Source organism: Shewanella sp. SM69, assembly GCF_025653985.1.
Classification (GTDB): Bacteria; Pseudomonadota; Gammaproteobacteria; order Enterobacterales; family Shewanellaceae; genus Shewanella; species Shewanella oncorhynchi.
Genome location: NZ_JAKKRV010000003.1, coordinates 68,236 through 80,483, shown reverse-complemented (window position 1 = coordinate 80,483; position 12,248 = coordinate 68,236). Strand labels below are relative to the sequence as shown.

Annotated in this window: 12 protein-coding genes and 7 tRNA genes; 2 read left to right on the top strand and 17 right to left on the bottom strand. The window is 44.6% G+C overall.

Features of this window, described 5'->3' with window-relative positions:
• Positions 1 to 27: 27 nt before the first annotated feature.
• Entirely contained in the window at positions 28 to 657 is a 630-nt protein-coding gene (rlmE, locus tag L5M37_RS06270) for a 23S rRNA (uridine(2552)-2'-O)-methyltransferase RlmE (protein WP_006082724.1), read from the bottom strand.
• A 90-nt stretch (positions 658 to 747) separates the two neighbouring features.
• On the opposite strand from rlmE, the gene yhbY reads away from it, so the two are divergent.
• Positions 748 to 1,047, top strand: coding sequence for a ribosome assembly RNA-binding protein YhbY (gene yhbY / locus L5M37_RS06265; RefSeq protein ID WP_006082725.1), 300 nt, complete (start codon positions 748 to 750; stop codon positions 1,045 to 1,047).
• An 88-nt stretch (positions 1,048 to 1,135) separates the two neighbouring features.
• Here yhbY and secF read toward each other — a convergent pair whose 3' ends face one another.
• From secF to L5M37_RS06230, 7 genes are all read right to left on the bottom strand, one after another.
• The gene (gene secF, locus L5M37_RS06260; protein WP_028761458.1) at positions 1,136 to 2,038 is read right to left on the bottom strand and encodes a protein translocase subunit SecF; all 903 of its coding nucleotides are present in this window, start codon (positions 2,036 to 2,038) and stop codon (positions 1,136 to 1,138) included.
• Between the two features lie 2 nt (positions 2,039 to 2,040).
• The gene (gene secD / locus L5M37_RS06255) at positions 2,041 to 3,855 is read right to left on the bottom strand and encodes a protein translocase subunit SecD (protein WP_263178960.1); all 1,815 of its coding nucleotides are present in this window, start codon (positions 3,853 to 3,855) and stop codon (positions 2,041 to 2,043) included.
• 226 nt (positions 3,856 to 4,081) lie between these two features.
• Positions 4,082 to 4,681, bottom strand: a complete 600-nt coding sequence (locus tag L5M37_RS06250; protein WP_263199956.1) for a hypothetical protein — start codon at positions 4,679 to 4,681, stop codon at positions 4,082 to 4,084.
• Positions 4,682 to 5,081: 400 nt separating this feature from the next.
• Positions 5,082 to 5,558, bottom strand: coding sequence for a transcription elongation factor GreA (gene greA / locus L5M37_RS06245; protein ID WP_028761461.1), 477 nt, complete (start codon positions 5,556 to 5,558; stop codon positions 5,082 to 5,084).
• A 298-nt stretch (positions 5,559 to 5,856) separates the two neighbouring features.
• The gene (locus L5M37_RS06240) at positions 5,857 to 6,675 is read right to left on the bottom strand and encodes a DUF4198 domain-containing protein (RefSeq protein WP_263199817.1); all 819 of its coding nucleotides are present in this window, start codon (positions 6,673 to 6,675) and stop codon (positions 5,857 to 5,859) included.
• Positions 6,676 to 6,730: 55 nt separating this feature from the next.
• Entirely contained in the window at positions 6,731 to 7,243 is a 513-nt protein-coding gene (locus L5M37_RS06235) for a DUF2271 domain-containing protein (protein WP_263199815.1), read from the bottom strand.
• A gap of 16 nt (positions 7,244 to 7,259) precedes the next feature.
• Complete coding sequence (locus tag L5M37_RS06230) at positions 7,260 to 7,856, bottom strand: PepSY-associated TM helix domain-containing protein (RefSeq protein ID WP_263172665.1); 597 nt, start codon at positions 7,854 to 7,856, stop codon at positions 7,260 to 7,262.
• Between the two features lie 470 nt (positions 7,857 to 8,326).
• Between L5M37_RS06230 and L5M37_RS06225 the strand changes: the two genes are divergently transcribed.
• Positions 8,327 to 9,043, top strand: a complete 717-nt coding sequence (locus tag L5M37_RS06225) for a hypothetical protein (RefSeq protein WP_173248574.1) — start codon at positions 8,327 to 8,329, stop codon at positions 9,041 to 9,043.
• Between the two features lie 206 nt (positions 9,044 to 9,249).
• Here the strand turns inward: L5M37_RS06225 and L5M37_RS06220 are convergent.
• The 9 genes from L5M37_RS06220 to pth form a co-directional block, all read right to left on the bottom strand.
• Positions 9,250 to 9,324, bottom strand: a tRNA-Gln gene (locus tag L5M37_RS06220).
• Positions 9,325 to 9,363: 39 nt separating this feature from the next.
• Positions 9,364 to 9,448: transfer RNA gene (locus L5M37_RS06215), tRNA-Leu, on the bottom strand.
• A 75-nt stretch (positions 9,449 to 9,523) separates the two neighbouring features.
• Positions 9,524 to 9,600: transfer RNA gene (locus tag L5M37_RS06210), tRNA-Met, on the bottom strand.
• 2 nt (positions 9,601 to 9,602) lie between these two features.
• Positions 9,603 to 9,677, bottom strand: a tRNA-Gln gene (locus L5M37_RS06205).
• 23 nt (positions 9,678 to 9,700) lie between these two features.
• A tRNA-Gln gene (locus tag L5M37_RS06200) sits at positions 9,701 to 9,775 on the bottom strand.
• Positions 9,776 to 9,834: 59 nt separating this feature from the next.
• A tRNA-Leu gene (locus L5M37_RS06195) sits at positions 9,835 to 9,919 on the bottom strand.
• A 94-nt stretch (positions 9,920 to 10,013) separates the two neighbouring features.
• Positions 10,014 to 10,090: transfer RNA gene (locus tag L5M37_RS06190), tRNA-Met, on the bottom strand.
• A gap of 208 nt (positions 10,091 to 10,298) precedes the next feature.
• Entirely contained in the window at positions 10,299 to 11,390 is a 1,092-nt protein-coding gene (gene ychF, locus L5M37_RS06185) for a redox-regulated ATPase YchF (protein ID WP_028761466.1), read from the bottom strand.
• A gap of 130 nt (positions 11,391 to 11,520) precedes the next feature.
• Positions 11,521 to 12,108 carry an aminoacyl-tRNA hydrolase gene (gene pth / locus L5M37_RS06180; protein ID WP_113939293.1) on the bottom strand — a complete coding sequence of 196 codons (588 nt, stop codon included), beginning with the start codon at positions 12,106 to 12,108 and terminating at the stop codon, positions 11,521 to 11,523.
• Between the last annotated feature and the right edge of the window lie 140 nt (positions 12,109 to 12,248).

The window sequence follows — 12,248 nt, the reverse complement described above, 5'->3', positions numbered from 1 at the left end:
AGTCTTGCGATTATTAACGCTAGGTTACTACAACTTGTACCCAGTCGCCACAAGATAGACTTCGCGGGAACGAGCCCGTGAAGAGTCTGGTTTACGTGTTTTAACGACTTTAAATACTGCTTTTACCGCTTTCATGTATTCGTCAAAGCCCTCCCCCTGAAAGACTTTTACCGCAAAACAGCCATTAGGAGCCAATACTTGATGGCACATATCTAACGCCAATTCCACTAAATACATGGCACGGGGTTGATCAACACTATCTGAACCACTCATGTTGGGTGCCATATCAGACAACACAACGTCAACTTTAGCATCACCGACGCGAGTAAGTAATGCTTGAAGGACTTTATCTTCACGAAAATCCCCTTGCAAAAAATCGACGCCGACGATGGGATCCATAGGCAAAATGTCACAGGCGATGACTTTACCTCTATCTCCCGCTAATTTAACTGCCACTTGAGACCAACCTCCCGGAGCAGCGCCGAGATCAACCACAGTCATGCCTGGGCGAATTAGTTGATCCTTTTGCTGGATCTCCTCAAGCTTAAACGCAGCGCGAGATCGCAAGCCCATTTTTTGGGCGAGTTTGACATAGTGATCATCAAAGTGTTCTAGCATCCAGCGATTAGAGCTGGCCGTACGTTTTATACCTGACATTTAAAATCCGCAACAATTGAGAGTTACACAAAGGCTATATAAGGGTAGAATAGCCGTTTTTCAACAGTAACTCAGCAAAAGTTGGTAGAAATGAACTTAACAACCAAACAAAAACAGCATTTAAAAGGTCTAGCGCATCCGCTAAAGCCAGTGGTGCTGCTTGGTGCCAATGGATTGACTGAAGGTGTACTCGCTGAAATTGAAAGCGCACTCGCTTATCATGAACTGATTAAAGTGAAAGTAGCCTCTGCCGACAGAGAGCTAAAAAATGCCATCGTTGATGCCATAGTACGTGAAACTCAATCCGCAAAAGTGCAACTTATTGGTCATATTCTGGTGATTTATCGTCAATCACCAGAAATGAAAATTGCTTTGCCAAAGGCAAAATAATTTTCTTGATTTTATCGTGTTAACAAAATGGCCATTCAATCGAGTGGCCCTTTTGTTTTCGCTGTTAATTTAAGCGATTAGCATAGCCCTAAGGTGTTTCAGAAATCACTTGTTCCTTATAATGCTCAGGCGTTAAGCCTAATAACTCAGGCAATGAGGTACCAACTGAAATCGAAGAGAATGTGCCGGTTAATATACCGATAAACATTGCAATCGAAAATCCTTCCAGCGGCCCACCGCCCATGATCCACAGCGCACCGACCGTCATTAAGGTTGTCCCTGATGTCACCATAGTGCGAGAAAACGTCGCCACAATTGCTTGGTTGTTAATGTCTTGAATAGCAAGCTTTGGCTTAGCAATCAATAATTCACGAATACGGTCAGCGATAATGATCGAATCGTTTAAGGAATAACCTAAAATCGCCAGCACAGCCGCAAGTATCGTTAAATTAAACTCCATCTGAGTCAACGCGAAAAATGCCAACACGAACACTACGTCATGCACTAAGGCGAATAGGGCACCCGATGCGAGTCGCCATTCGAAGCGATAACTTAAATAACCTAATATCGCCAGCATAGCGACTAACAGCGCCAAACCGCCCTGCTCTGCCAATTCTTGACCAATCTGCGGCCCGACAACACTGCTGTTAAGCACTTGCACTTCAGAGTTAAGCGGCGCTAATACCTGCTGAATATCGATATTACCTTGCTCTGTATCGGCACTCTTTATATCGGAATAGCGCAACACCCAACGTCCCGGCTCACTGGCGGAGACTACACTCACTTCTTGCTGATAAGCGGCGTTGAGTAAAGGTTGCAATTCACTGCTGGTAATTTTTCTATCGATCTGCACTTCGGTGACGACACCGCCAGTAAAATCTAAGCCCCAGTTAAAACCTTTCACGCCGATGATGGTTAATGACACTAGCATCAACAAAATAGAGATAGCACTCGAAACATAACGCCATTTAGTTAGATTGATATTTTTCATGGTTATACCCTCACATGACGGCTAGCATCACGCCCATAAACTAAGTTGATCAAGGCCCTTGAAGCAAAGATACCGGTAAACATGCTGGTCAATAGACCTAGACCTAAGGTCAAGGCAAAACCTTGAATTGGACCATTACCTATGGAGTAAAGCACCACTGCAGTGATCATAGTGGTGAAGTTGGCGTCAAAAATAGTAGAAAACGCGCTATCAAAACCCGTATCAATTGCCAGCGCAAAACTGCGACCTTCCTTTAACTTGTCTTTTATTCGCTCGAAAATCAGTACGTTGGTATCGACCGCCATACCGACTGTTAACACCAAACCCGCAATCCCAGGTAAGGTCAACACAGCGCCAGGGATAAGCGCCAGTAAACCAAACAGGATCACCATATTGGAGATCAGCGCTATATTCGCCACCCAACCGAGACGGCGATACCAAAGCGCCATAAACAGCAAGGTAATCCCCATCCCTAAACCAAGGGCAGCAAAACCGTTTTCAATGTTTTCAGCACCCAGCGTCGGGCCAATAGTGCGCTCTTCAACAATAGTCACTGGCGCCGTCATAGAGCCAGCTCGCAGTAACAGAGCTAATTGTTGTGCTTCTTGATAGGAGCCTGCACCCGTAATGCGAAAACGATCTCCAAGTTGGGATTGAATAGTCGCAACACTGATAATCTCTTGTGTTTGCTTTGCCTTACCTTGCTCATCACGGCTGTATTCACTGTAAGACGTCGCCATAGGTTTGCCGATATTGGTACGGGAAAACTCAGACATTTTCTGCCCGCCCACACGGTCAAGGTTAATGTTCACCTCCGCCATGCCCATCTCGCCTAAACTCGCCCTCGCATCGACAATATGATCGCCACCCAGCACTGGTGTGCGGCTCACATAAATAGGCTTACCAGACTTGTCATTGAGTACCATAGCATTAACGGAGCCAGACTCTTTAACCTCGAAAAAGGCCAAACTCGCCGTAGCACCGATAACATTCTTGGCAGCGGCAGGATCTTGGACTCCAGGCAATTCAATCCGAATTCGATGCTCCCCTTGACGCTGCACTAAAGCTTCAGTGATACCGAGTTCTTCAATACGGCTGCGCATCACTTGTAAGTTTTGCTGCACTGTCAAATTACGCAGTTTCGTTTGCTCTTCTTGGCTCAACTTAATCAGTAAACCCGCGCCATCTGCATTGGATAGCTGCCAATTAGGATAGGACTCTTTCATCATTTGACGCACAGCAGCACGGGCGTCATTATCCGGCAACGTCATGTTTAACTGATGACTTTGGTCCAAATGCACGCTAGCACCACGAATTTTCTGCTCACGGATGAATTGACGTAGCGAATCAACAAGCGTCTCGGCCTGAGTTTGATAAACAGGATCAATATCAACATCGAGTAAGAACTGTACGCCACCGCGTAAGTCGAGCCCGAGTTTAATCGGCTGAAAGCCTAAGTTTTGTAACCAACTTGGCGCCGCACTGGCAAGGGATAAAGTCAATTCTTTTGGCTCTGCGACCATAGAAGATACTAAAGTTTTGACTAAGGTTTGTTGGTTATCCGCATCGAGGACAATTAAGGTTTCACCATTTTTTTGGTCGATACGTTTGACCGTCACGCCTTCAGCTTGTAGCTTATCTCGAAGGGCAATAGGTGTGAGCGTTAACCCCGCCTTCGCGCCCACCTGCACCGCCGCATCCTCACCGTAAAATGTCGGCAAGGCACTGAATAGCATCACTATAATAGTGACGATAAGCACTAAGTATTTCCAAGCTGAATAGTGATTTAGCAGCCGTTGATTGGGTTTTCTTTCCATGGGATTAACTCGCTATTTAACACTCAGCATTTGAATCAAATCGCTAAGCGAACATATTGATATCAGTCCGAAACACGTAATTGAGTACCAGCGGCTAAGCTCGTAAGGCTCAAATCATCACTGCTTACTTAAGCAGCTATAAAAAGTTTCGGTGAGTACAAAAAGGCAACAGCATGAAAAATCGATAAGAGTAGGCTCCTATCAACATCATGCCTAAATAGGCGAGTTAAGCGGCTTGTTGGCTAAATCGATATTGAAGATTTGAGACTTTCCAACCCGAAATTCGGGCGGGGGAAGAAACAGCAGAAAGCGTCCAATCTGATGTGATATCAAGATCGGTGGGTTCAACGACATTGGATGTCGGTTCGGCAGTAAAGTCTACAGCGAGTACATATACTGGCTTGACCTCACGCACATCGTGCTGGGCAAGACTGATAAATCGCGGCGAATTTATCGGGGCAAAATCTAAGTCATCAGAATGACTTACATAGTCAGAGCTCGGACAAGGTGCTGGCTGTGATTCTGATTCTGAGTCTGAACTGACTAGATCGGTATCATGACTATTCGGTGAGCCGCAGCTTTCAACGGTTTGCGCATCAGACTGTGCATTAGATTGGGCATTGAGCTGTGCATTGTCTTGGGCGATAACATCGGCATCGGGCAAGCTTTGAGGCTCAGCGCTTCGCTTTGTATGGGGAGTCGAGCTATCAAGACTCACAGTATGCATCTGAGCATAATGGCGAGTTGCATCACTGCGCTGTACTGAGGGTTTTGGCGAATAGCTAGCCGAGTGCGCAATCAACATGATCGCCATGCAAACTAACATCAATCCTGTACGCCAATGTTTGACCAAAGCGTGCCCTCTTATAAAACATTATCAAACTAAGGATGAACCAATTCACTGTTCGCTTTTGATGCTTAACTGTGGGTCCATAAAGTGAAACTCGCGCAAAAAACACAACATACACATTTCGCCAATGTTGATTTTGCTAGGATGGCAGCTTAGGTAAAAACCTACAAAGAGACAAATTAAACTTTGTCCATCTTACCCCGAATACAACGCTGAAGCGCGATCGATATCCTTGGCTAAAGCCCTAAATTCGAGCCCTAAACTCAAGCCGTAAACAAACTTAATTCGCGGATAACAAAAAAACCGCCCTAGGACGGTTTTAGCGATATCGCATGAGTCACGCTCACAACACTATAAGCAAAGTATTATAAGCAGATTATAAATACTGTACTGAGATGATTTCGTAATCTGTCATACCACCTGGCGTAGTAATAGATACTTCATCACCTTCATTTTTGCCGACTAAGCCACGAGCTATTGGTGAATTCACTGAAATCAGGTTTTCTTTAATATTCGCTTCGTCATCGCCGACTATGCGATAAGTCACTTCGACATCGGTATCAAGATTTAAAATAGTCACAGTGGCGCCAAAAATGATACGACCGTTATTCACCATCTTAGTGACGTCGATAATTTGCGCGTTAGATAACTTACCCTCAATATCACGGATACGTGCTTCACAAATACCTTGTTCCTCACGAGCCGCATGGTATTCCGCGTTTTCTTTCAAGTCGCCTAACTCTCTCGCTGAAGCAATTGCTTCAGTGATTTTAGGGCGACGGTCAAACTTGAGAATATCTAACTCTTTACGCAGCTGCTCTGCACCGACAACTGTCATAGGAACCTTAGTCATAACTTCTTTCGTCTCCTTTAAAACAAAAGCAACCCGTGCCAACGCTAAGGTCAACACAGTCAAATGAGGGTGGAATTGCGCTATTCTAATCGTTATGCGCTTTTGATGCACCAAGAACAATGCATTGACGCAGCTTACCCAACCTTAAGCAGAGTTACCAGTAATCAAATTCAAATCTGTATACCTAAGGAAATTTCGCACAATTTTTAGCTCGAAATGGGTACAAAAATGCCCACTCGCCATTTAGACTGTGGGCATAAAGACTCAAAGCAAAAACCTCAAATAGAGGTTAACTCATTTATTCAAGCCCAGCCTCAAAGGTCAAAAAGATTTCACTAACTGTTTTATCAGCAAGGGATTTATCTGAATTAGGGCGCTCAATTGCCGCATGTAAGAGATAACGTCCTGCTGAAGGTAAGATCATTGAAACTTTACCGTCTTTATCTGAGGTAAATTCGATTTCCTCTGGTTTGTTTCGATATAAGCTACCGTCTTTAATAATGGCTACTTTAACGCCTTCAACGGGCTTACCATCGAAAACAAATTGCAGGGTAGCAGCTTCATTCTCAACAATATCTGCAGGATGAGTCACAGGTACTAGTTCTAAATATTCCCCCTTAGGCTTTAACACTTCCTCAGTTGGCTTATTACGTGTGACATAGGTTTCAACCCGCGACACATTTAAAGAACTTTCAAGTTCATAGGCTCCCTTTGGCATAGCAGCAGTTGTGGCTTTTTTATCCATACGGCTGCGTACAACCCCTTCTTTTCCTTTAACTTTATACTGAGAAAAATAACGAGGTGAAACTTCTTTTTCAAACTTATAAGTGCCATCTTGCATCAGTTGCACATCAAACACCGACTTACGTCCGCCCGTGTAACTTGAGCTTGGAGACGTTGGTTTTCCATTTGGCTGTAATACACGCACATCACTGGCACTAAAAGGTTTATCCATCATAAACACTTGATTGCTGGCAGACACATCTGAAGTAATCCACACAATTTCTTCACTTTCAGCCGAAACGTTGAAGTGGCTAGGTAAAATCCATCTGTCGTGGCTACTTGCCAATGGGCTAATGCAAAGTGTGCCAAGTAATGCAATAAGACGTAATTTCATGCCTTTTCCTTAAGTTTAAAAATTAATATACGGGCTAAATATTTAATGGATTGACTCAACGAGCCATGCCGCTTAAGCGCAAGTCGATAACGCCAGTTTCTGTCGTGGCGGGCAACTGCACAGAGAAATCTCCCGCAGCTAAATCGATATTTTGTCGTACAAGATCGCGACCACCGTGTTCACGCACCACTTCAATAAATACAGTGTAAGTGGCAGGTTCAAGCACTTTTCCCGCCTCATCTTTTAAATCCCAATCGATTTTGTAATGACCCGCGGGACGTGTCGCAGATGCAATACCGTCAACAAAGCTCATATCTTCGCGTCCGGCTTTACGCCACCAACGACGGATGTCTTTAAGCCATTTATGACCTTCATCCCAAACCCAAAGGCTTAAGGTTTTTACCGGTTGTCCTTGGGCATCCTCAACCCATACAGCCACATAAGGTCTATGGTATTGGCCTTCGGTAATTTCCGGCAAGGTTAAATCGACTGTCATTTGTGGCGCAGCAAACGCAGCTGAACTCACAAACAAAGCACTCACCGCAATGGTACGAATAAGATGACGCATACTCGGTCTACACTCCTTATGGAACAAAATAAACATACACAAGCCCGCAACTACTGCTGACGAGTACCATGTATAACAATGACTTTTTGAGGCGCTTGGTTTGAGGCAGCAACAAATAAGCCCCAGTGAGCGAAAATAAAATGATAAGCACAGCGCTGAGATCGAGTATCCAAGCCCAAGCTGTGCCTGTGTTACGGCCCTTATGCAAATCATTCACTACGGCAACGACACCGTAATCTAAGGTTTCGACATAGGCTTGCCCGTCGAGCAAGTCCAATGTCAGGCTGCGGTAAGTGCCGGGCCCTTTGCTGACTAAACTAATTTCATCTTCATCGATATCGGCACTCGCCATATCCATAGCCCATTCACTTTTCAACCAATGACCCGCAGCCAGACGCCATTGTGAGTCTTGGGCATTAACGGGTAACAAATAGGCAGGGATTGGCACTTGTTCCCGCTTAGGTTCCTGATCAGTTTGAGAAAACCAATTAGGATGATTTAACGTTATACCTGTCACCGCAAAAAACAGCATCAGCAACAATAAAGCCATAGACACATAAACATGAATAATGCGGGCAAAGGACAAAGACGACTTACTGACTCTTAATTTCAATGATGCACTCTCAAAAACAAACCGAAGAGAAATACCTCCAGAGTCTGCTTTCCCTATGCAGCTAAAGATAGAAATGAGCTGCATTAAACTAATTTAATGCGCCGAGATTAAATGAGATCGATTATCAAACAGAACAAAGTTTACAAACTTTACATATTCAATACTGAAAAAGAAGTTAAAAAGTAAGAAGAAAAATAAGTGCTAAAAATAAAGCACTTAGGAGTGAATCTATTTTTAGCACTCAAAAACCATTACCTTCGATTAAATTAGCAGCAAATAATTTATTGTATCACCTGTAAATACCTTTCAAATTCAGGAGGATAAAATCCAACATTTGGGTTAATTTTTTTGCTTAAAATTTACTTTGCCACCCTCTCGTTTACCTTATGCCAATCAGCTACAATCCGCCGCCGGCGACTTGCTGGTACTTCCAAGGAAATATCATCTTGAGTACATCTCTGCTCAAAAAAATGCGCTGCCTGCATATTGTGTGGCTCGCATTAATGCTCAACGCCTGCGTTGCACCACTCTTATTAATGTCACCCCAAGGCCAGCTCATGTGGGCCCTGCTTAAACCCCTTGTCGGTTTAGATCCGAACGATGTCGGATTATTCGAACAACCGCTCATCAAGAACCGTATGCAGGAATTGCTGGGTAAAAATTACGATACCACCCTGTCCCTGCTCAAAACGGCCGACAAGATCCAACAGGAAGGTCCACTCATCTACTTAGTGTCAACTTACACCCCGGTCCCCGAAATGGCCGAAAAAGCGGGTCTAGTTTGGAACTCAGACACCAACCAAATGGCAGTCATGCTGATGAAAGGCGGTGCACCCTTAGTGATTTCTGAGCAACTCAGTAATCAGGTAGAAAAACGGGTCCCAAGTTGGCCGAAGGAATTAGCCGACTATACCGATCCACAGAAGTTACAACAAAAAGCCTTAGAAGCGGGCGCAAATCAAGTACAGCAACAATTAGCAATACCTGATGCTGTCAAAGCCGTTGCAACAGGTGATGTTAAAGCGGCCCAAGGTGCCGTTATTGATAGTGCGGTCACAGAGAATGCCGTCATTAAGAATGCTGCAATGCCAATCAATAGCACTGAAGCGGCTGCAAAAGTCGCCGTTCCAGCGGCTCCAGCAGAAATAAAATCGCCACCTGTTACTCCTGAAGTAAAAAAGCAATAAAACGGATCACCACAGTGCCAGCTCAAATGGCACTGTGGATTAACTTTGAAAATAGCTGAATTGCCACAACCAACGGGAATTATAGAGACAAGGGAAAGGCTGGACGGGCTAATTGAAGGGAAACTGAAAGCAAAATAACGCTAAGCTGAAAATAGTTAAAATTTAAAAAGCAAAAAGCCTGTCCGAAGACAGGCTTTTTAACTTTTTGGCTGGGGTACAAGGATTCGAACCTTGGGATGCCGAGATCAAAACCCGGTGCCTTACCACTTGGCGATACCCCAATAAACTTGTTTAATCTTCTATAGAAGATTGCATTTTGATGGTACGGGAAGAGAGACTTGAACTCTCACACCTCGCGGCACCAGAACCTAAATCTGGCGTGTCTACCAATTTCACCATTCCCGCATCAAAATGTACCAAAATTGTCTATTCAACATTTTTGGATTTTTCTCTGATAAATCACTTTAACAGAGTTAAATATGGTAGCAATGGCGGGACTTGAACCTGCGACCCCAGCATTATGAGTGCTGTGCTCTAACCAGCTGAGCTACATTGCCAATGGCTGGGGTACAAGGATTCGAACCTTGGAATGCCGAGATCAAAACCCGGTGCCTTACCACTTGGCGATACCCCAATCAACTTGGAAACTGAGAAAAATGGCTGGGGTACAAGGATTCGAACCTTGGAATGCCGAGATCAAAACCCGGTGCCTTACCACTTGGCGATACCCCAACTAACTCTGTTTCAAACATCCGCTATCGCCGATGTTTCTAAATTCATATATCTAAAAATGGTACGGGAAGAGAGACTTGAACTCTCACACCTTGCGGCACCAGAACCTAAATCTGGCGTGTCTACCAATTTCACCATTCCCGCACAGTTTCATGTTTACATCGTGAAGAGATGCTAGCAATTAATGCTAGAGTAAAATCGTGATTCATTTTATATAAGAAATTTATCTTAAATAAAATGGTAGCAATGGCGGGACTTGAACCTGCGACCCCAGCATTATGAGTGCTGTGCTCTAACCAGCTGAGCTACATTGCCACATCGATATTACGCGCCCCTCTCAGCGAGGAACGGGGCGTATTATGCTTATTCGAGGTATCTAGGTCAACAGCTTTTTTTCGCTATTTCCCTTAGGTTAAGCTGTTCGGCTATTACTTCACCAAACTGAGCAACAGATGTGCTAAATAACACCTTGTTGCTCATACTTAGCTTAATTTATCGAGACTTACAGCGTGAATAAGCTTTGTTATACGTTAAACAGGAAATGCATCACATCGCCATCTTTAACAATATAGGTTTTACCTTCCACGCGTAACTTACCGGCTTCTTTCGCGCCAGCTTCACCTTTGTGGGCAATAAAGTCGTCAAATGCCATCACTTGGGCACGGATAAAACCGCGTTCAAAATCGGTATGGATAACGCCTGCCGCTTGCGGAGCACTCGCACCCACTGGCACAGTCCAAGCACGCACTTCTTTCACGCCTGCGGTGAAATAGGTTTGCAGATTCAGTAATTCATAACCTGCGCGGATCACACGATCTAAACCTGGTTCTTCGATACCCAGATCTGCCATAAACTCATCGCGCTCTTCGATTTCCATCTCGGCCAGTTCAGATTCAATCGCCGCACATACGGCAACAACGATAGCGTTTTCAGTCGCAGCAATGGCGCGAACGGCATCTAAGTGCGGGTTATTTTCAAAACCATCTTCCGCCACGTTAGCAATATACATGGTCGGTTTTAAGGTTAAGAAGTTCAGGTAAGCCACCGCTTCCAGCTCTTCTTTCGATAAATCCATTGAACGCAACATTTTAGCTTCGTCTAAAATGGGGCGCATTTTTTCTAATACTTCCACTTCAAACTTAGCGTCTTTATCGCCACCTTTAGCACGTTTCTGCTGACGCTGAACCGCACGCTCTAAACTGTCTAAGTCAGCTAACGCTAATTCAGTGTTGATGACTTCAATATCGCCAGCTGGGTCAACCTTGTTAGCAACGTGAACAATGTTGTCATCATCAAAACAACGTACTACATGACCAATAGCATCGGTTTCACGAATGTTAGCGAGGAACTTGTTACCTAAGCCCTCGCCTTTAGATGCGCCAGCCACAAGACCCGCAATATCCACGAATTCCATGGTAGTAGGTAACACACGTTGTGGATTCACAATCGCAGCTAACGCATCCAGACGTGGATCCGGCACAGGTACAACACCAGTGTTAGGTTCAATGGTACAAAACGGGAAGTTAGCCGCTTCGATGCCAGCCTTAGTTAACGCATTAAAAAGCGTTGATTTACCTACGTTAGGAAGACCAACAATGCCGCATTTAAAACCCATATGCTTACCTTTCTCTCGATTATTGGCTGACAAGTCACACTCATCAGCGAGGTTTAGTCGTCCTGCCCTATGGCAGCACATTACTGAATAATTAAATCACTTAACACTTGAGTCTCGCCAAAGGCAAAACCTACTCCGCTTTAAAGGAGTGTAATCTGTTCATGGCTTTCACCATGTCTTGTTTAAACAAAATTTCGGTAGAACGCACAGCTTCATCTATCGCCGCCTCGATAAGTTCTTGCTCTTTAGCAGGTGCTTTTCCCAGTACGTAACCACTCACTTGGTTTTTATCACCAGGATGACCGATACCTAAGCGTAAACGGTAGAAGTTTTTATCGTTAGCCAGTTTAGCAATAATATCTTTCAGACCATTGTGGCCGCCATGACCGCCACCGAGCTTAAACTTAGCCACACCGGGCGGCAGATCGAGTTCATCGTGAGCGACCAGAATCTCTTCCGGCGTGATACGAAAAAAATTCGCCAAAGCGCCAACCGCTTTACCGCTTAAATTCATATAAGTCGTTGGGATCAATAAGCGGACATCTTTACCGTGCAATAAGGCTCTGGCAGTCAAGCCAAAATACTTACTGTCAGCCACTAAAGTCACGCCGCAAATTCTCGCTAACTCAAGTACGTACCAAGCCCCCGCATTATGGCGAGTGTGTGCATATTCAGCACCTGGATTAGCCAGACCAACTATTAATTTTATTTCGCTCATGACACTCAATATCGTTATTTCGTCGATGACAGCCGCGCAAAGCGCCGACTGAACTGACCATACCAGCTAAAAACGCGGCATTTTAGCACTCAAACCCCAAGTCAACAAATGCCACGTCATCGGACAGGAGCAGAACATAA

What these genes read in the sequence shown, in the direction of transcription:
- secD (WP_263178960.1), bottom strand. Translation starts at nt 3,855, where the DNA reads ATGGAAAGAAAACCCAATCAACGGCTGCTAAATCACTATTCAGCTTGG.
- L5M37_RS06225 (WP_173248574.1), top strand. Translation starts at nt 8,327, where the DNA reads ATGCGCTGCCTGCATATTGTGTGGCTCGCATTAATGCTCAACGCCTGC.
- L5M37_RS06240 (WP_263199817.1), bottom strand. Translation starts at nt 6,675, where the DNA reads ATGAAATTACGTCTTATTGCATTACTTGGCACACTTTGCATTAGCCCA.
- ychF (WP_028761466.1), bottom strand. Translation starts at nt 11,390, where the DNA reads ATGGGTTTTAAATGCGGCATTGTTGGTCTTCCTAACGTAGGTAAATCA.
- secF (WP_028761458.1), bottom strand. Translation starts at nt 2,038, where the DNA reads ATGAAAAATATCAATCTAACTAAATGGCGTTATGTTTCGAGTGCTATC.
- L5M37_RS06235 (WP_263199815.1), bottom strand. Translation starts at nt 7,243, where the DNA reads ATGCGTCATCTTATTCGTACCATTGCGGTGAGTGCTTTGTTTGTGAGT.
- greA (WP_028761461.1), bottom strand. Translation starts at nt 5,558, where the DNA reads ATGACTAAGGTTCCTATGACAGTTGTCGGTGCAGAGCAGCTGCGTAAA.
- pth (WP_113939293.1), bottom strand. Translation starts at nt 12,108, where the DNA reads ATGAGCGAAATAAAATTAATAGTTGGTCTGGCTAATCCAGGTGCTGAA.
- rlmE (WP_006082724.1), bottom strand. Translation starts at nt 657, where the DNA reads ATGTCAGGTATAAAACGTACGGCCAGCTCTAATCGCTGGATGCTAGAA.
- L5M37_RS06250 (WP_263199956.1), bottom strand. Translation starts at nt 4,681, where the DNA reads ATGTTAGTTTGCATGGCGATCATGTTGATTGCGCACTCGGCTAGCTAT.
- yhbY (WP_006082725.1), top strand. Translation starts at nt 748, where the DNA reads ATGAACTTAACAACCAAACAAAAACAGCATTTAAAAGGTCTAGCGCAT.